This window comes from Pseudomonas sp. 1152_12 (assembly GCF_052850675.1).
Genome location: NZ_VXCW01000009.1, coordinates 151,331 through 169,163, shown reverse-complemented (window position 1 = coordinate 169,163; position 17,833 = coordinate 151,331). Strand labels below are relative to the sequence as shown.

At 59.0% G+C, this 17,833-nt stretch carries 16 protein-coding genes and 1 tRNA gene; 9 read left to right on the top strand and 8 right to left on the bottom strand.

Annotated elements, in window-relative coordinates; all coding sequences use genetic code 11:
- Positions 1 to 6 precede the first annotated feature (6 nt).
- Positions 7 to 1,287: a sensor histidine kinase gene (locus tag FW764_RS18470; RefSeq protein WP_446435098.1), complete on the bottom strand. Its 1,281-nt coding sequence runs from the start codon at positions 1,285 to 1,287 to the stop codon at positions 7 to 9.
- Positions 1,277 to 1,960 carry a two-component system response regulator ColR gene (colR, locus tag FW764_RS18465; RefSeq protein ID WP_016975511.1) on the bottom strand — a complete coding sequence of 228 codons (684 nt, stop codon included), beginning with the start codon at positions 1,958 to 1,960 and terminating at the stop codon, positions 1,277 to 1,279. Before colR ends, FW764_RS18470 begins: the two co-directional genes overlap by 11 nt.
- A 201-nt stretch (positions 1,961 to 2,161) precedes the next feature.
- On the opposite strand from colR, the gene FW764_RS18460 reads away from it, so the two are divergent.
- The 4 genes from FW764_RS18460 to FW764_RS18445 all read left to right on the top strand — a co-directional run bounded on the left by FW764_RS18460 (position 2,162) and on the right by FW764_RS18445 (position 6,606).
- The gene (locus tag FW764_RS18460; RefSeq protein WP_446435097.1) at positions 2,162 to 4,111 is read left to right on the top strand and encodes an LTA synthase family protein; all 1,950 of its coding nucleotides are present in this window, start codon (positions 2,162 to 2,164) and stop codon (positions 4,109 to 4,111) included.
- A 76-nt stretch (positions 4,112 to 4,187) separates the two neighbouring features.
- A complete protein-coding gene (locus FW764_RS18455; RefSeq protein WP_446435096.1) occupies positions 4,188 to 4,886 on the top strand; it encodes a response regulator in 699 nt (232 codons plus the stop codon).
- On the top strand, positions 4,876 to 6,174 hold the full coding sequence (locus FW764_RS18450) for a sensor histidine kinase (protein WP_446435095.1): 1,299 nt from the start codon (positions 4,876 to 4,878) through the stop codon (positions 6,172 to 6,174). Before FW764_RS18455 ends, FW764_RS18450 begins: the two co-directional genes overlap by 11 nt.
- An 84-nt stretch (positions 6,175 to 6,258) precedes the next feature.
- A complete protein-coding gene (locus FW764_RS18445) occupies positions 6,259 to 6,606 on the top strand; it encodes a hypothetical protein (RefSeq protein WP_446435094.1) in 348 nt (115 codons plus the stop codon).
- Positions 6,607 to 6,702: 96 nt separating this feature from the next.
- Here the strand turns inward: FW764_RS18445 and groL are convergent, their stop codons facing one another.
- The 5 genes from groL to FW764_RS18420 all read right to left on the bottom strand — a co-directional run bounded on the left by groL (position 6,703) and on the right by FW764_RS18420 (position 11,327).
- Entirely contained in the window at positions 6,703 to 8,358 is a 1,656-nt protein-coding gene (gene groL, locus FW764_RS18440) for a chaperonin GroEL (RefSeq protein ID WP_446435093.1), read from the bottom strand.
- 49 nt (positions 8,359 to 8,407) lie between these two features.
- On the bottom strand, positions 8,408 to 8,704 hold the full coding sequence (locus FW764_RS18435; RefSeq protein WP_094953007.1) for a co-chaperone GroES: 297 nt from the start codon (positions 8,702 to 8,704) through the stop codon (positions 8,408 to 8,410).
- Between the two features lie 247 nt (positions 8,705 to 8,951).
- Positions 8,952 to 9,428 (bottom strand): FxsA family protein, encoded by a 477-nt coding sequence (locus tag FW764_RS18430; RefSeq protein WP_446435092.1) that lies wholly within the window; start codon positions 9,426 to 9,428, stop codon positions 8,952 to 8,954.
- 66 nt (positions 9,429 to 9,494) lie between these two features.
- Complete coding sequence (locus FW764_RS18425) at positions 9,495 to 10,226, bottom strand: HugZ family pyridoxamine 5'-phosphate oxidase (protein ID WP_446435091.1); 732 nt, start codon at positions 10,224 to 10,226, stop codon at positions 9,495 to 9,497.
- Between the two features lie 93 nt (positions 10,227 to 10,319).
- The gene (locus FW764_RS18420; RefSeq protein ID WP_446435090.1) at positions 10,320 to 11,327 is read right to left on the bottom strand and encodes a DUF481 domain-containing protein; all 1,008 of its coding nucleotides are present in this window, start codon (positions 11,325 to 11,327) and stop codon (positions 10,320 to 10,322) included.
- A gap of 133 nt (positions 11,328 to 11,460) precedes the next feature.
- Between FW764_RS18420 and FW764_RS18415 the strand changes: the two genes are divergently transcribed.
- The 4 genes from FW764_RS18415 to FW764_RS18400 all read left to right on the top strand — a co-directional run bounded on the left by FW764_RS18415 (position 11,461) and on the right by FW764_RS18400 (position 16,299).
- The gene (locus FW764_RS18415; protein ID WP_446435089.1) at positions 11,461 to 11,823 is read left to right on the top strand and encodes an MGMT family protein; all 363 of its coding nucleotides are present in this window, start codon (positions 11,461 to 11,463) and stop codon (positions 11,821 to 11,823) included.
- A 43-nt stretch (positions 11,824 to 11,866) separates the two neighbouring features.
- On the top strand, positions 11,867 to 13,399 hold the full coding sequence (locus FW764_RS18410) for an AmpG family muropeptide MFS transporter (protein WP_446435088.1): 1,533 nt from the start codon (positions 11,867 to 11,869) through the stop codon (positions 13,397 to 13,399).
- A gap of 195 nt (positions 13,400 to 13,594) precedes the next feature.
- Positions 13,595 to 15,310: a proline--tRNA ligase gene (locus tag FW764_RS18405; protein WP_446435087.1), complete on the top strand. Its 1,716-nt coding sequence runs from the start codon at positions 13,595 to 13,597 to the stop codon at positions 15,308 to 15,310.
- A gap of 20 nt (positions 15,311 to 15,330) precedes the next feature.
- Positions 15,331 to 16,299 carry a hypothetical protein gene (locus FW764_RS18400; protein WP_446435086.1) on the top strand — a complete coding sequence of 323 codons (969 nt, stop codon included), beginning with the start codon at positions 15,331 to 15,333 and terminating at the stop codon, positions 16,297 to 16,299.
- A gap of 69 nt (positions 16,300 to 16,368) precedes the next feature.
- Here the strand turns inward: FW764_RS18400 and dinB are convergent, their stop codons facing one another.
- Entirely contained in the window at positions 16,369 to 17,427 is a 1,059-nt protein-coding gene (gene dinB / locus FW764_RS18395; protein ID WP_446435085.1) for a DNA polymerase IV, read from the bottom strand.
- A gap of 280 nt (positions 17,428 to 17,707) precedes the next feature.
- Here dinB and FW764_RS18390 point away from each other — a divergent pair.
- Positions 17,708 to 17,784: transfer RNA gene (locus tag FW764_RS18390), tRNA-Met, on the top strand.
- The last annotated feature ends 49 nt before the right edge of the window (positions 17,785 to 17,833 follow it).

The window sequence follows — 17,833 nt, the reverse complement described above, 5'->3', positions numbered from 1 at the left end:
GGGAAGTCAGGATTTGACCTGGCTCAACTCGACATGAAAGCGGCATCCGTGAGGTTCCATCGTGCTCAGGCTGACGCTCCAGCCTTGGCTCTCGCAGATGCGTTGCACCAACGACAAGCCCAAGCCCAGGCCCTCGCCGCGCTTCTCGCTGCCACGCACGAAAGGCTCGAACATCGCTTCACGTTTGTCTTCAGGAATACCGACCCCGGAGTCTTCCACCACGAACCCGCTGGGTTCGAGGGTCAACCGGATAAAGCCCTGTTCGGTGTAATGCAGGGCATTGCGCAGCAGGTTACCCATCACCGCGTGCAAGAAGGTGGTGTTGTAGCGGGTGCCCAGGGGGTTACCCGGCAGGTAGATCAGCTCCAGGCCCTTTTGCTCAATGGGCTGGCGCCAGATGCCAAGCAAATCGTCGGCCACCTGAGTCAGATTGACTTGGGGTGACATGGCCGCATCATCATGCTTGGCACGCGCCAGCATCAGGAAGGTTTGCACCAGTTCGCGCATCTCTTCACAGGCACGGGCGATTCGCAGTACCTGGTTGCGACCGCGCTGATCAATCGCCGGATTTTCCAGCAGCAGTTCGCAAGAACTGGCCAGTACCATCAATGGGGTGCGTAATTCATGGCTTACATCGCTGGTAAACAATTGCTCGCGGGACAGCGCCTGGCGCAAGCGGCCCAGCGTGGCGTCAAAGGCCACGGCCAGCTCGCCGACTTCATCGGCTGCATAATCCGGCGCCAGTGGCGGCGCCAGGCCAAGCAACTGGTCGCGATGACGCACCTGGCGGGCGAGACGCACAACCGGCGCCATCACTTTACGGGCCAATACCCAACCTAGGAACACCGCCAGCGCCAGACTGAGCACAAAGCCCACCAGCACCACGGCAAATAACACGCGCTCACGTTCTTCGAAATCGCTCTGGTCTTGCAGCAGTACATACCGACGACCATCCACCACTTCGACCATAGAGTGGTACGAGAGCGACTCGCGAAACACCTCATGAAAGCCCGGTTCCAGATGGCGCAAATCCTTGGGCAGCTCGAAATCCCCAGGCCCGCCACTGAAATAAAACAGCTGGTCAGGCTCCGGCCGGTGGCTCCAATCCTCGACACTGTCCATCAATAACAGGCGTTGCAAATCCCCGCCCAGACCTGCCGAAATCAGTTTTTCTTCCACCAGGTGCACCGTCGCAACGATGCCCATGGCGAACGCCCCAGCCACCAACGCACTCATCAAGGCAAAGGCGATGATGATCCGCTGAGCAAGGCTTTGCTTAAACTCCATCACGTCCCTCGGCCAGGCGATAACCCACACCGTGCACCGTTTGCAGCAGCGGCTTGGCGAAAGGTTTATCGATCACTTGGCGCAGTTGGTGAACATGACTGCGAAGGCTATCGCTATCAGGGCAGTCATCACCCCACAGCGCTTCTTCGAGAATTTCCCGACGCAGCACATGTGGGCTCTTCTGCATCAACACCGCGAGCAACTTCAGCCCCACTGGGTTGAGCTTGAGCAAACGCCCTTCGCGGGTGACTTCCAGGGTATCGAGGTCGTAATGCAGGTCAGCCACTTGCAGGGCGCGGCGTCCACCCCCTTGGGCACGGCGAAGCACGGCTTCGATGCGTGCGGCCAATTCCGACAAGGCAAAGGGTTTGAGCAGGTAATCGTCAGCGCCGGACTTGAAGCCCTGCAGCCGGTCATCCAACTGGTCGCGGGCGGTGAGCATGATCACCGGTGTGTCGCGACGGGCGTCTTCACGCAGGCGTTTGCACAGGGTGTAACCATCGATGCCGGGTAACATGATGTCGAGTACGATCAAGTCGTAATGTTCTGTAGCAGCCAAGTGCAGGCCTGACAAACCGTCCTGCGCACAGTCCACTGTATAGCCTTTGAGCCCCAGGTAGTCGGCCAGATTGGCCAGAATATCGCGGTTGTCTTCAACCAATAGAATTCGCATGGGCAGTGTCTCCGTTCTTTCGTGCCAGCCTTGTTGGCTCGCGCAGCTTAAGGCCAAGTGAGGCTCAGGGATAGACCTGTGGCGCGCTTCGATAAATGTTTTCAACCAATCACCCAAACCGACAAGTTTTTCACTATAGCTTCACAAACTGACTACAGTGGCCGACCGAAGATCACACCCATCGATATAAGGAAAATGGACATGGGGTTTCTCAAAACAGCGCCTATGCGCTTTTTGCTGCTTGTAACCGGTGCCTGGTTGGTGGTTTTTCTGCTCACGCGCAGCGTGCTGCTTGTTACCCATCTGGATGAAGTCGGTGGCAACCTGCTGCCGGTATTTGGCGTGGGCTTGCTGTACGACCTGGCTTTCCTGGCCTTTGCCGCCTTGCCGCTTGGGCTGTACCTGCTGCTCTGCCCGCCCGCATTGTGGCGCCGCCGCGGCCACCGCTGGTTCCTGCAGGCGGTGCTGACCGTCAGTCTGTTCGCCATGCTGTTCACGTCAGTGGCCGAATGGCTGTTCTGGGATGAATTCGGCGTGCGCTTCAACTTTATCGCCGTCGATTACCTGGTGTATTCCAACGAGGTGATGAACAACCTGCTCGAGTCCTACCCGATCGGCAAGTTGCTCAGCCTGTTGGCAATGCTCGCGATTGTGTTAAGCGTGGTCCTGCGCAAGCCCTTTAACAGCGCGATAAACGCGCCTGTGCCGCCGATGCGCGGCCGGCTGCTGAGTGCCTTGGGCCTGTTCGTAGTCGCCGGCCTCAGCCTGCAACTGATCAGCCAGGACAGCCCACGTGCCCAAGGCGGTAACGCCTACAACAATGAACTGGCCAGTAACGGCCCCTATCAGTTTTTCGCCGCCTTCCGTAACAATGAGCTGGATTACACCCAGTTCTACAAGAGCCTGCCCACTGAGGTGGTCGCCAAACAATTACGCGCCGAACTCAGCGAACCCAACGCACGCTTTATCGGCACAGACCCACTGGACATCCGCCGCGTAATCACCAACCCAGGCACCTTGCGCACGCCCAACATCGTGCTGGTGACCATCGAGAGCTTCAGCGCCAAGTACATGGGCAGCAATGGCGACGGGCGCAACCTCACGCCCAACCTGGATGCCCTGCGTAAACAAAGCCTGTACTTCAATAACTTCTATGCCACCGGCACCCGCACGGACCGTGGCCTTGAAGCGATCACCCTGGCGATTCCACCCACGCCCGGCCGTTCGATCGTCAAGCGCATCGGCCGTGAAAGCGGTTTCGCCAGCCTTGGCCAACACCTCAGTGCTATCGGTTATGACAGCGTGTTTGTCTATGGTGGGCGCGGTTACTTCGACAACATGAACGCATTTTTCAGCGGCAACGGTTATCGGGTCGTGGACCAGAGCAGCGTGCCGGAAACAGACATCTCATTCAAAAACGCCTGGGGCATGGCCGATGAAGACCTCTACCGGCAAACCCTGAAACTGGCCGACGCCGATTACGCCAAGCAGCAGCCCTTCTTGCTGCAACTGATGACCACCTCCAACCATCGCCCCTACACCTACCCAGAAGGGCGCATCGATATCAGATCCGGCAACGGCCGTGACGGCGCGGTGAAATACACCGACCACGCCATCGGTGAGTTCCTCGACGCGGCGCGCCAGAAACCCTGGTTCGATAACACTATTTTTGTGTTCGTCGCCGACCATACCGCTGGCAGCGCGGGCAAAGAAGACCTGCCCATTGCCAACTACCAGATCCCGCTCTTTATTTATGCACCTAAACTGATCGACGCCCGGGAAACCGCACAACTGGCCAGCCAAATCGACCTTGCGCCCACATTGCTGGGCCTGCTCAACCTGAGCTACGAGTCGACCTTCTTTGGCCGTAACCTGTTGCAAGACAACCCGCTGCCGCCGCGCGTGGTGGTCGGCAACTACCAGCATCTAGGCTTGTTTGACGGCAAAGACCTGGCGATCCTCAGCCCACGCATGGCCTTGCGTCGGCACGACCAAGCCCTGGCTGAGAGCCAGGAATTGCGGGTGGGCGGTGAGGATCCGCTGATCCAACGGGCAATTACCTACTACCAGGCCGCCAGCTATGACTTCAAACAGCAATTGTTGAGCTGGAAAGCACCGAAAGCTGAGGCTCCCGCGATCAGCGCCCGCTGACAGCCCACTTGAGCCCTTGCCTGCCACAGGGCAAGGGCGTAACACTTGCGCCATTCTCCGGCGACGACGCCCTTTCATGTCTAACACCCTGCTGCTGATTGAAGATGACCGCCCACTGGCCGCGCTGACTGCCGAGTTTCTGCGCGCCGAAGGTTTCACCGTCGCCATTGAGCACCGGGGCGACCGTGCCGCCCAGCGTATCCGCGACGAGCAGCCTGCGCTGTTGATCCTGGATGTGATGTTGCCGGGTATCGACGGCTTCACCCTGTGCCGCCAGATTCGCGACGAGTACCCCGGGCTGATCCTGATGATGACCGCACTGGACGAAAACGCCGAGCAACTCACCGGGTTCAACGTTGGGGCGGACGATTACGTGGTCAAGCCTGTCGACCCATTGCTGTTGCTGGCCAGGATTCGCTCGCTGCTGCGCCGCCACCCGCAAACGCCTCGCGCGTATTACCAGTGGGGCGTATTTCGCCTGGACCTGAACAGCCATTTCGCCTGGCTGAATGACACACCCTTGCAGTTCTCGGTCGCCGAGTTCGAACTGCTGGCGATTTTTGCCCGCCATTGCGGCGTCTTGCTGACGCGGGAAAAACTCCTGCAGAGCCTGCGCGGCCTGGAATACGACGGGCTCAATCGCTCCATTGATATGCGCGTATCGCGCTTGCGCAAAAAACTGATGAGCCTGGATTGCCCCGTGACCATCCAGACCATCACGGCCCAAGGCTACCTATTCGTCGAAATCCCGCAGGAACCTGCGCATGTTATCTAAACTGCGGCCTTGGATGGTGGCGATGGCTGGCGCGGGCTGGACCGGCTTGACCCTTTATCTGCTGTGGCTGTGCACCAACGCCTCAGTGTTTGTCGGCGAAGACAGTTTTTTGCGCCTGATGGCCGGACCGGGTTATCTGGTGGCCGAACAGCTCAAAGGCTTGCCCGCCGACCAGCGGGAAGCGCGGATGGACATCCTGCGCGCGCACTTTCAGTACCCGGTGAATCTGATCACGCTGGACGATGTCGAGCTGCCCCCGGAAGCCATGGTCATGTTGGAACATCAACAACCGGCGCTGAACAGCGACGAAGACATCAGCTACTTCCCGCTTGACGACGATACCGTAATCCGATTCGGCCCCATGTGGGGGAGCGCCGAGGTCAAGGACCTGCTGAAATTTCCGGTTTTCTGGATCACCGCCTGCGTCGCAGGCTTGCCGGTCATGCTCCTGCTCGGGGTGGGTTTGCTTATACACCGGCGTCGTAACACCGACCTGATCACACTCAATACCTGCCTGGCCACACTGGCGCGTACCCCTAACGTGATGTTACCCGCCATGAGCAAGGAATGGACGCCGTTGCTGCTGACGTTGCAACAACATGCGCGGGACATCAGCGCCATGGGTGAACGCCATCGCGAAGTCTCCCAGGCGGTATCCCACGAACTGCGCACGCCCCTGGCACGCATGCGTTTTGCGTTGTCGCTGCTGAGCAAAAGCGAAGACCCGATCACCCGCACCCGCCTACAGGAACGCTTGCTCATCGATGTCGAAGAGCTCGAAGCCTTGGTACGTGCCAGCCTGGCGTTTGCGCGCCTTGCCGGTGCCCCGAACGATTTGCAGCATGAGCCGATCAACCTACGTGACTGGCTGCACCAAGAGTTTGCCTTGCTCGACGGGCACCATCGTCGGCTGAGCCTGGAAACCGAGCCTGCCCACCTTGAACTGATCGGCGACCGAGCCTTGCTGCACCTGATCGTGCGCAACCTGTTGAGCAACGCCATCACCTACGCCCGCGATCACGTGTGCGTCAGCGCCGCTTATCAGGGCCAACACCATCTGGTGCTGCACATCGACGACGACGGGCCGGGCATCCTCGCGGAAAACCGCGAAAAAATCTTCGAACCCTTTGTGCGGCTGGCCATGGGCGGCGATGCGCCCGGCGGCTTCGGTCTTGGCCTGGCGCTGGCCAAACGCGCGACCCAGTGGCACCGCGGCGAATTGTCGGCGGCCCGTAGCCCGTTGGGCGGTGCGCGCCTGACACTGGTTTTGCCACTGCGCCCGCTGTAGGCAGCGTGTTACAGCCTGTGACAGCGAGACGTCGCCACTGCCCGTAGTCTCTGCCGCCTGAATCCCAGGTTGGAGAGCCCGTTCATGCATCCCCCCAAAAAGCATGTGTTCACACTGATGCTGTCGTTGTGCATCGTTACCGGCTCGCTCGTGCCCGCTACGACGATCACAAATCAGCCATCGCAACGGGCGCCAAATAAAAACCAAAGTGCGAATGCCTGGACCCCAAGCACGCCGGGCTCGGGGGTGCCAGCCGAGCGCCGGAGGAGGCCCAGAGCCACCGCTGCTGAAAAACTCGCGTACCTGCTTGTCCCTCACCCACTCTACGAAGCTGCTGCATCGCAACCCCTGGCACTGGTGTCGAATGCCCAACTGACCCTGGCGCGCGGCATGACCTTCAAGAGGCTGTTGCGCCGACGTTCAATCGGCTGAGCCCTCAGCGATATATAGAGAGCCATCAGTTGCGCATAAAAAAACCCCGCCTGCATCACTGCAGGCGGGGTTTTTCAGGTGCCGGGTGAGGCTGGCTTACATCATGCCGCCCATGCCACCCATGCCGCCCATACCGCCCATGTCTGGCATACCGCCGCCAGCCGAGCCGCCTTCAGCCGGTGCATCAGCGATCGCCGCTTCGGTGGTCAGGATCAGACCGCCGATAGAGGCCGCTGCTTGCAATGCCGAACGAGTCACCTTGGTAGGGTCCAGGATGCCCATTTCGATCATGTCGCCGTAGACGCCAGTTGCGGCGTTGTAACCGTAGTTACCTTTGCCGTTCTTGACTTCGTTGACTACAACGCTTGGCTCGTCGCCGGAGTTGGCAGCGATCTGGCGCAGTGGAGCTTCAACAGCACGACGCAGTACAGCGATACCGACGTCCTGGTCAGCGTTGTCGCCTTTGAGGTCGACCAAAGCTTCCAGAGCACGGATCAGCGCAACGCCACCGCCAGGTACCACGCCTTCTTCAACGGCTGCACGGGTTGCGTGCAGGGCGTCTTCAACGCGGGCTTTCTTCTCTTTCATTTCAACTTCGGAACCCGCGCCAACCTTGATCACTGCAACGCCGCCGGACAGCTTGGCCAGACGCTCTTGCAGTTTTTCACGGTCGTAGTCCGAGGAAGTTTCAGCAACCTGGGCACGGATCTGAGTGATACGCGCCTGGATGTCCTGCTCTACGCCAGCACCGTCAACGATGATGGTGTTTTCTTTGGAGATGGTCACGCGCTTGGCGCTACCCAGGTTTTCCAGGGTTGCGCTTTCCAGGCTCAGACCGATCTCTTCGGAGATAACGGTACCGCCGGTCAGCACAGCGATGTCCTGCAGCATGGCCTTGCGACGGTCACCGAAGCCTGGCGCCTTGACGGCTGCGACTTTAACGATGCCACGCATGTTGTTCACAACCAGCGTCGCCAGGGCTTCGCCTTCAACGTCTTCGGAAACGATCAGCAGTGGGCGGCCGGCTTTGGCAACGGCTTCCAGTACTGGCAGCATTTCGCGGATGTTGGAGATTTTTTTGTCGACCAGCAGGATCAGCGGGCTGTCCAGCTCGGCAACCATGGTTTCTGGCTTGTTGACGAAGTACGGGGACAGGTAGCCACGGTCGAACTGCATGCCTTCTACAACCGACAGTTCGTTTTCCAGGCCAGTGCCTTCTTCAACGGTGATCACGCCTTCTTTACCGACTTTTTCCATGGCTTCGGCAATGATGTCGCCGATGGAGCTGTCGGAGTTGGCGGAGATGGTGCCTACCTGAGCGATCGCCTTGGTGTCGGCGCATGGCTTGGACAGGTTTTTCAGCTCAGCCACAACGGCGATGGTCGCCTTGTCGATGCCGCGCTTGAGGTCCATCGGGTTCATGCCGGCAGCGACGGCTTTGTAGCCTTCGTTGACGATTGCCTGAGCCAGAACGGTAGCGGTGGTGGTGCCGTCGCCTGCGTCATCGTTGGCACGGGAGGCAACGTCTTTGACCAGCTGCGCGCCCATGTTCTCGAAGCGATCTTTCAGCTCGATTTCTTTTGCTACGGAAACGCCGTCCTTGGTGATGGTCGGAGCGCCGAAGCTCTTCTCGATGATCACGTTACGGCCTTTAGGGCCCAGGGTCGCTTTTACTGCGTCAGCCAGGACGTTGACACCGGTGAGCATTTTCTTGCGGGCGGAATCGCCGAATTTAACTTCTTTAGCAGCCATGATCGATATTCCTTAAATACTTTGTAGTAACGGGAAAATGAGCGGGGAATCAGTCTTCCAGAACGGCGAGAATTTCGTTCTCGCTCATTACCAGCAGGTCTTCGCCGTCGACTTTCACAGTGTTGCTGCCGGAGTAAGGGCCGAAAACAACCTTGTCACCCACTTTCACAGCCAGCGCACGTACTTCACCGTTTTCCAGAGCCTTGCCTGGGCCAGCAGCGATGATCACACCGTGGTTGGCTTTTTCAGCAGCCGAACCTGGCAGAACGATACCGCCAGCGGTTTTCTTTTCTTCTTCGCTGCGACGGATTACGACGCGGTCGTGCAGAGGACGAAGCTTGCTCATTGTCGATCTCTCCTAATTGTGTTTTGCATCGGCCGGTATCGGTACCGGCGGGTTGTATTCCGGCTGTGCCGGTCGCGCCTCGCCAAGCAAGACGCGGAAGTCTGTCTGGTGTCGCCACCAGAAACCTTGCGGTGACCGTTACATAAGGGCGCATAAGCTTATTACAAGGGGCCGCAAAGGAATTTTTTTGTGTCTGCTGTCGACCAAAAGCAACACGGCACCCGAAGGTGCCGTGCCCATAGAGCGGTTATTTGCCGTCGCGGTGTTCGAACTCGCCTTCGAGCACATCCCCTTCACGCCCCAGCGGCTGGCGCGGAGCCGGGCCTCCACGCGGTTGCAGGTCGTCGGCGAACGCACGTTGGCGAATCGCCGCCTCTTCGGCGCGCTGGCGCATCTTGCCGGCCAGCAGCTTGCGGGTAAACGGCAGCAGCATGACCAGGCCGACCACGTCACTGATGAAACCCGGCAAGATCAACAGGCCACCGGCCAACGCCATCATCAGGCCTTCAAGCATGGTCTGAGCAGGCAGTTCGCCGCGGTTCAAGCTTTCACGAGCACGCAACGCCGTGGCCAGGCCGGCGACGCGCAGCACCAGAACGCCGAGCATCGAGCCGAGAATGATCAGTAACAGGGCCGGAAAAAACCCGATCGCGCTGCTGACTTGAACGAATACGAACAGCTCCAACACCGGGAACAGCAGAAAGAGCAATAAAAAAGGGCGCATCAAATGGTTCCTCAACGCAAGAATGCCTTGCCAGTCCACCCTAGATGACGTCGCCGTTTCGTGAATTCAAGCGCTGGCAGGCTCTTTTTTCGGCCACACCTCGGCGTGAGCCAATAAAACCAGGGCTTCGCGTACTTGTGTCGGATTATTGCAAGGCTCCGCGAAAGGCAACCAATGCAAGGATTGGCCAATGCGCAGGTGCATGCCTTCGCTGTCGATGCCAGCCAATTGCGCAGGCTCGGTGGTCGGCAAACCGGCCAGGTCGACGTAATGCGCGATGGCCTTGGTGTGATCGCTGTTCATGTGCTCGATCATGCTGCGCTCAGCCTTGCCCGCGAACGGGTTGGCCAGTGTCAGTTGGTCGACCCAATGAATCGCACCAAACCCACCTATATAACGGTGACGCACCGGTTTGAGCACCCAGAAGTCGAAATCGTGGGCCTTGTGATAATTGGCTGAATCGGGGAAGTAGCGGTAATAACGCTCGGCGGCCGCTTCAATGGCTGCGGCGTCTTCGAGCTTCTCGGCTTCGGCCAAGTAGGTCAGGCGTCCCACTGCCTGTACATCGTCGGCCTCGCGCTCACCCACCAGCAGCGAACACTTGGGGTCTTTTTGCAGGTTATGGGTGTGCTGGGCAATACGGCTGATCAGGATCAGCGGGCGGCCCTGCTCGTCGAGGCAATACGGCACGACGGAGCCGAAGGGAAACCCGGGCATGGCTTTAGACAATGTGGAGAGAGCCCCACGGTATTCCTTGAGCAACAGCTCTCGGGCGTTCTTGGCAACGTGCGCGCTCAACGTATGACTCCTCGGGTATTCCGCCGCCCATAGCATATGGGAATGGATCTCAACACAAGGTAATCAATATCCGCGCAGGTTGCCAGAGTGCTCTTACCAGGCCACGCCAAACCCTGCGGTGTAACGGGTCTTGCTCAAGCTGCTTTCCGATTCGCCACTGATGATGTCGCGCTCAGCCTTAAGGTTAAGCGAAGCCCATTCGGTGACTTTGTAACGCAGGCCCATTTCCGCATCCAAGGAGTATTCGGACGGCCCGGAGAGTGGCTTGCCCACCTCGCCATTGGTGAAAAACTCCACGGTCTTGCCTACGAGGTAGCGGTTGTAGTTCCACTTCATGGCCAGCGAGTAGAAGTTGGTCTTGCGGCCGTTTTCATATTCATAATCGGTGCGGTTTACCAAGGAGCCGAGGGAGAATGCACCCAGCTCATCATCCCAGAATTGGTAACCCGGGCCGGTACCGACGGTGCGCTGGCGGGACAAGTCTTCAACCTTGTCACGCTTGTAGGTCAGGCGACCCTGCCAGTACCAATGCTCGGTGATGAAGCGGTCCAGATCATATTCCAACGCCCAGTTATCGGTGGTGGTGACGTCGTCCTGGAACTCGCGGTTGTATTCGCCCTGGCCGGTATGGCGCCACTGACCATGACGGGCGGTGGTCTTGAAGTCGATGTCGTAGTCGTTGGTGTCTTTGTCGGCACGCTTGTAGTCCAGTGCCAGGTCGACGTTACCCTTCCACACCAAGTCTTCGATCACAGGTTTGGGCTTGATGATTTGCTGGATGCTTGCCAACTCAACTGTTTTCGGTGCCTCGCCATTGGCAAGCACCACCTTGCCGTCATCCGCCGCCTTCAACGATTTGGCCTTCTCGCCGGTGTAAGCGTCCTGCTTGACCAGCAGTTCCTGATCGCTTTCCAGGGTTTTCACCTGTTTCCAATCCACCGGGATTGCCCCTGCGTAGCTGGTCTGAATCAACAGCTTGCCACCGTCAAAGACTTTGATCTTGCCGGTCAGGCGGTCACCGTTTTTCAACCAGACGGTGTCGGCGAGCAGGGGCGTGGAGGCGCTGAAAACAGCAAGGCACAGCAGGGTTCTGGACAACATAAGCGTATTCGGGGCTCAAGGTTGGCGAAATGGGGGCGCTATCGTGTTAGATAGCTAGGACTGACTCAAGGATTTATGTTGAGTTCAATTCTCAACAGCATGATTACAGACGTTTCTTACAAAGACCCTGACGATGCCCAGAGTGAATCAACCCGCCGATATCCCCCAAAGCCCGGCCGAAATGCGCCGCACGTCGTTGTACCTGACCTTGGCGCAAGTGCCCGAAGGCTGCGTGGTGAGCTACGGCGAATTGGCGCAGCTGGCCGGGCTTGGCCGCGCAGCCCGCTGGGTAGGGCGTACGCTGAGCCAATTGCCCGAAGACACCCGGCTGCCTTGGCATCGGGTGCTGGGTGCCGGTGGTCGGATAAGCTTGCCAGCGGGCAGTGCCTCAGGCGACGAACAACGTGCGCGTTTACGCAGCGAAGGTGTCAGTATCCTGAACAATCGCGTTGATATTCAGCGTCATGGCTGGCGCCCGGTAGAGCACAGCGGTTAGAGTGCGCGCTTTGTTTCCGCAAATCTGAGGCAGACTCCAGCCCATGCCCCGTAAAACCTGGCGCGCCGCGCTCGCCGCCTATGCCAGCCCCTCGACGTTAGTGTTGTTGTTGCTCGGTTTCGCCGCTGGCTTACCTTACATGCTGGTGTTCTCGACGCTTTCCGTGTGGTTGCGCGAGGCCGGTGTGGCCCGCGAGACCATCGGTTATGCGAGCCTGATCGGTTTGGCCTACGCCTTCAAATGGGTCTGGTCGCCGCTGCTCGACCAATGGCGCTTGCCACTGCTCGGTAAACTCGGACGTCGTCGCTCCTGGCTGGTACTTGCCCAGACGCTGGTGATCCTCGGGTTGATCGGCATGGGCTTTTGCGACCCGCAAAAACACCTGTCCTGGCTGATCGCCATTGCCGTAATCGTCGCCTTCGCGTCGGCTACCCAAGACATCGCGGTGGATGCCTACCGCCTGGAAATCGCCGACGACAGCCGCCAGGCTGCACTGGCCGCCAGCTATATGTCCGGTTATCGCATCGCCGCCCTGCTGGCCACAGCCGGCGCACTGTTTTTCGCCGAAGGCTTCGGCTCCACCGGCTTCAACTATAAACACTCGGCGTGGACCGGCACTTACGTGCTGTTCGGCTTACTGATGATCCCGGCGCTGCTGACCACCTTCTTTATGCGCGAGCCCAATGTGCCACTGCGCACCCAGTTGCAGGCCGGCCGCTACAGCTTCGTGCATCAGCTTGTTTCTGTATTTGTGCTGATCGTGCTGCTGGTGTCGGTCCCGGCGATGTTCACCCAGTTGTACAACACCGATTTCGCCAGCGTGCTGTTCCACGGCGTAAGCCTGTGGGAGCTGTTGATGGAAGACCGCGCGTTCCTGCGCGCCATCCTCTATATCCTCCTCACCGCACTGTGCCTGTCGGCCATGGGTCGCCGGGGGCTGGCGCCGGTGCTGACGCCGGTCAACGACTTTATCCTGCGCTACCGCTGGCAGGCGTTGCTGCTGCTCGGGTTGATTGCGACCTATCGCATGTCCGACACGGTGATGGGCGTGATGGCCAACGTGTTCTACATCGACCAAGGCTTTACCAAAGACCAGATTGCCGGGGTCAGCAAGATTTTCGGCCTGATCATGACCCTGGTCGGCGCCGGCATGGGGGGCCTGCTGATCGTGCGTTTCGGGATTCTGCCGATCCTGTTTATCGGCGGCATCGCCTCGGCCGCCACCAACCTGCTGTTCGTGATGCTCGCCGACATGGGCCCCGACCTGCAGATGCTGATCTTCACCATCTCCCTGGACAACTTCAGCTCGGGCCTCGCCACATCGGCATTTGTGGCTTACCTGTCGAGCCTGACCAACCTCAAGTTCTCCGCCACCCAATACGCCCTGCTCAGCTCGATCATGCTGTTGCTACCGCGTTTGATCGGTGGGTATTCGGGGGTGATGGTGGAGAAGTTCGGGTATCACAACTTCTTCATGATCACCTGCTTACTGGGTGTGCCGACGCTGTTCCTGATTGCGCTGCATTGGTTTCAGGAAAATCGACGAATTCGTTTGAACCCGCCCACTGAAGACTGACTCACCTCAGTCAATGTGGGAGCGGGCTTGCTCGCGAAGGCGCAGTGTCAGTTGATACATGCATGACTGATACACCGCCTTCGCGAGCAAGCCCGCTCCCACAGACCCCTCTGTATTCTGATACCTGTACTCCAGCAGTTTGCGCCCGTACAATCCCAAGTCATTTCAAGTCCAAGCAACCGACAACGGCCTACCATGCGTACCAGTCAATATTTGCTCGCCACACAGAAAGAAACGCCTTCCGATGCGGTCGTGATCAGCCATCAGCTGATGCTGCGCGCCGGTATGATCCGCAAACTGGCCTCCGGCCTGTACACCTGGCTGCCCATGGGCTTGAAGGTGATGCGCAAGGTCGAAGCGATCGTTCGCGAAGAAATGAACGCCGCCGGCTCTCTGGAAGTATTGATGCCGAGCACCCAACCGGCTGAGCTGTGGCAGGAATCCGGGCGCTGGGAAGAGTACGGCCCTGAGTTGCTGCGCTTCAAGGACCGTCATGGCCGCGATTTCTGCGCCGGCCCGACGCATGAAGAAGTGATCACTGACCTGATGCGCAACGAGCTGAGCAGCTACAAACAGCTGCCGCTGAACCTGTATCAGATCCAGACCAAATTCCGTGACGAAATCCGCCCACGCTTCGGTTTGATGCGCGGCCGCGAATTCATCATGAAGGACGCCTATTCGTTCCACGCGGACCAAGCCTCGTTGCAGGCCACCTACGACCGCATGCACACTGCCTACTGCAACGTGTTTACGCGCCTGGGCCTGAAATTCCGCCCGGTTGAAGCGGACAACGGCTCCATCGGCGGCGCCGGCTCCCACGAATTCCACGTGCTGGCCGAGTCCGGCGAAGACGATATCGTGTTCAGCAACGGCTCCGACTACGCGGCGAACATCGAAAAAGCCGAAGCCGTACCGCGCGAAACGTCCCGCCCTGCGCCAAGCGAAGAGCTGCGCCTGGTCGATACGCCAGAAACCAAGACCATCGCGGCCCTGGTGGAAAAATTCAATCTGCCGATTGAAAAGACCATCAAGACCCTGATCGTGCACGCCGAAGAAGAAGGCAAGCTGATCGCCCTGGTGATCCGTGGCGACCACGAACTCAACGAAATCAAGGCTGCCCAGCAACCTGGCGTGGCCAGCCCGCTGGTCATGGCCAGCGATGCCGAACTGCGCGACGCCATTGGCGCCGGTGCCGGTTCGCTCGGCCCGCTGAACCTGCCTCTGCCGATCATCATCGACCGCTCGGTCGAGCTGATGAGCGACTTCGGTATCGGCGCCAACATCGACGACAAGCACTACTTCGGCGTGAACTGGGAACGTGACCTGCCGGTTCCGACCGTGGCCGACCTGCGTAACGTCGTGGCCGGCGATCCAAGCCCGGACGGCAAGGGCACCCTGGAGATCAAGCGCGGCATCGAAGTCGGGCACATCTTCCAGCTGGGCAACAAGTACAGCAAGGCGATGAAGTGCGAAGTGCTGGGCGAGAACGGCAAGCCGATCACCCTGGACATGGGCTGCTACGGCATTGGCGTTTCCCGCGTGGTGGCGGCTGCCATCGAGCAGAACAACGACGAGAAAGGCATTATCTGGAGTGACGCCCTGGCGCCGTTCCAGGTGGCGCTGGTTCCGCTGCGCTACGAAACCGAGCAAGTACGCGAAGCCACCGACAAACTGTATGCCGAACTGACGGCTGCCGGTTTTGAAGTGCTGCTGGATGACCGGGACAAGAAAACCAGCCCGGGCATCAAGTTCGCCGACATGGAGCTGATTGGCATCCCGCACCGGATCGTGGTCAGTGACCGCGGCCTGGCCGATGGCAATCTGGAATACAAGAGCCGGACCGAAGCCGAAGCCCAACCGTTGCCGGTGGCTGACGTGCTGTCTTTCCTTCAGGCGCGTATTCGTCGCTGAAAACCAGATCAAGAGAAGTCATGTTCAAGCGAAACACCAGAGCCCTGGGGGGCGCCGCCTTGGGGGGCGCCGCCTTGTGCGGCGCCCTGCTGGTCAGCGGCTGCGCCAACCAAATGTCGCAACGCAGTGAGCACGAGGAGCGGATCGAGCGTAAGTTGCTCGACCACAGCCTGCAGATTGATGTAGGCGAACCCAAAGTGCTGGAGCTGCCGCAACGCCGGGTTCGCATTCACGAGCAAAAGACCTTTGAGGTCACCGAGTTCGAAGTCACCCGCCGTTACGACCGCTACACCCCTTACCAACCCTGGCGAAAACTCTACGAGATGCCACTGGGCGCGGTCGCATTAGTTGCGGGCGCGGGCGCCAACGTGGCGAATATCTTCGCCCTCGGCAACCTGCCCACCAGCATGACCCGCGACTGGCTGAGCTACGGAGTGGAGGGCATAAACCCATTCATGAACGTACAGTCCCACGGCCGTGCGCAACAGAACCTGGCGGGTATTGATGAAGTCCAGCGCGACAAGCGCACAGAGTATTCGAGCCTGCCCTGGAGCGAACGCCCGGTACAGGTCACCGCCGGCAAGCAAACCCACGAGCTGACCACCGACCGCAATGGCGTACTGCGCTTGAACCTGTTGGACAGCCCGTTCGCCGAGCAGGACTTGAACCGCATAACGACCTTGAAGATCAGCGTGGAAGATGGTCAGGACGACGTGCATTCGGACTCAACCCTGGCGATCAGCAACACCCTGCGCGGCAAGCTGCTGGAAGCCCATGACCTTATCTACGACGATCTGGAAGACGATGAGGTCAACCAATGGGTACACCGGGTCAAGCGTCTGTCGGCGCTGGGACTAGAGGAAGAAGCCAGTGAGCTGGAACAGAGCCTAATCGAACTGACCCGCAATGATCCCGAGTTGCAGCAGGAGTTTCTGCAAGCGCTGACCAAGGATGCGGGGCGATTGGTGGCGGACCCTGGGGCGCGCTAGGCCCTCAATACGGGCGCAGATCTAAATGTGGGAGCGGGCTTGCTCGCTCCCACATCTGGCTTTCGGTTTTTACCAGGGAAACTGCAGCTGTTCATTGCCGCTGCTGAGGTCGAGCAACCGCACCCCAATCCCCAACAACCGCACCGGCTTCCCACCGCGATTGAACGCCTGGGTCAACAGCTGTTGATAACTCTCCAGGTCCCGCCCCGCCCCGGCCTGCTCCAAGGTGGTCTGGGTAAAGTCATGAAACTTCACTTTCACAAACGGCTTGCCCGCCCGATAGCTGCTGTCGATACGCGCCATGCGCCCAGCCAGGGTTTCCATTAGTTCGGGCAGTTTTGCCAAACAACTTGAGAGATCCGGCAGGTCCACGTCGTAGGTGTTTTCCACACTGATGGATTGCCGGCGACTGTCGTTCTGCACCACGCGATCATCAATCCCACGGGCCAGGCTCCAGAGCCGCTCGCCGAAACTGCCGAATTCACGCACCAGCGCCAGCTTGTTCCACTCACGCAATTGCAGGCAATCCTCAATGCCCAGGCGCGCCAGCTTGTCGGCCGTGACCTTGCCGACACCGTGCAATTTTTTCACCGGCAACTGCGACACAAAGTCTTCGACCTGATCCGGAGTGATCACAAACAAACCATTGGGTTTTTTCCAGTCGCTGGCGATTTTGGCCAGAAACTTGTTCGGCGCCACACCGGCGGACACGGTGATGTGCAACTGGTTGGAGACCCGACGACGAATGTCTTGGGCGATACGCGTGGCACTGCCGCCAAAATGCGGGCTATCGGAGACATCCAGATAGGCTTCATCCAACGACAGCGGTTCGATCAGGTCGGTGTAATCGCGAAAAATCGTCTGGATTTCCTTCGACGCCTCCTTATAAGCATCCATGCGCGGCTTGACGATGGTCAGGTCCGGGCACAGCTTCAAGGCGTGGCGTGAGGACATGGCCGAACGCACACCATAGGCCCGCGCCTCATAGTTGCAGGTAGCGATCACCCCTCTTCTGTCCGCCGAGCCGCCAACGGCAAGAGGCTTTTGTGCCAGGCTCGGGTCGTCGCGCATCTCGATGGCGGCGTAGAAGCAATCACAGTCGACGTGGATAATTTTGCGCTGCGTCATATAAACAGAGGGTGTAATCCTACGGGCGGCCAGTATCGCACTCACCCCTGTATATAGCACCAGTAGTTTTATTCTTCCGCTTCAGCGGTAGGAAATCTCCAAGATGAATTTATTTTCTCAATCGAAATCAGGCTGCCGATAGAGCTGAAACCCTCAGCCCGACTGGGCCAGAGCCCCTTCAAGAGCCGTCTTGCAAACCTAACCGATTGAACCACAAGCGCTTTTCTTCGATTCACCGGTTGACACACCTGCGTTCCGCTGTAGAATGCCGACACACAGACGCGGGATGGAGCAGTCTGGTAGCTCGTCGGGCTCATAACCCGAAGGTCGTCGGTTCAAATCCGGCTCCCGCAACCAAACATCAAAAAAGGCTACTCGAAAGAGTGGCCTTTTTTGTGCGCGCCTG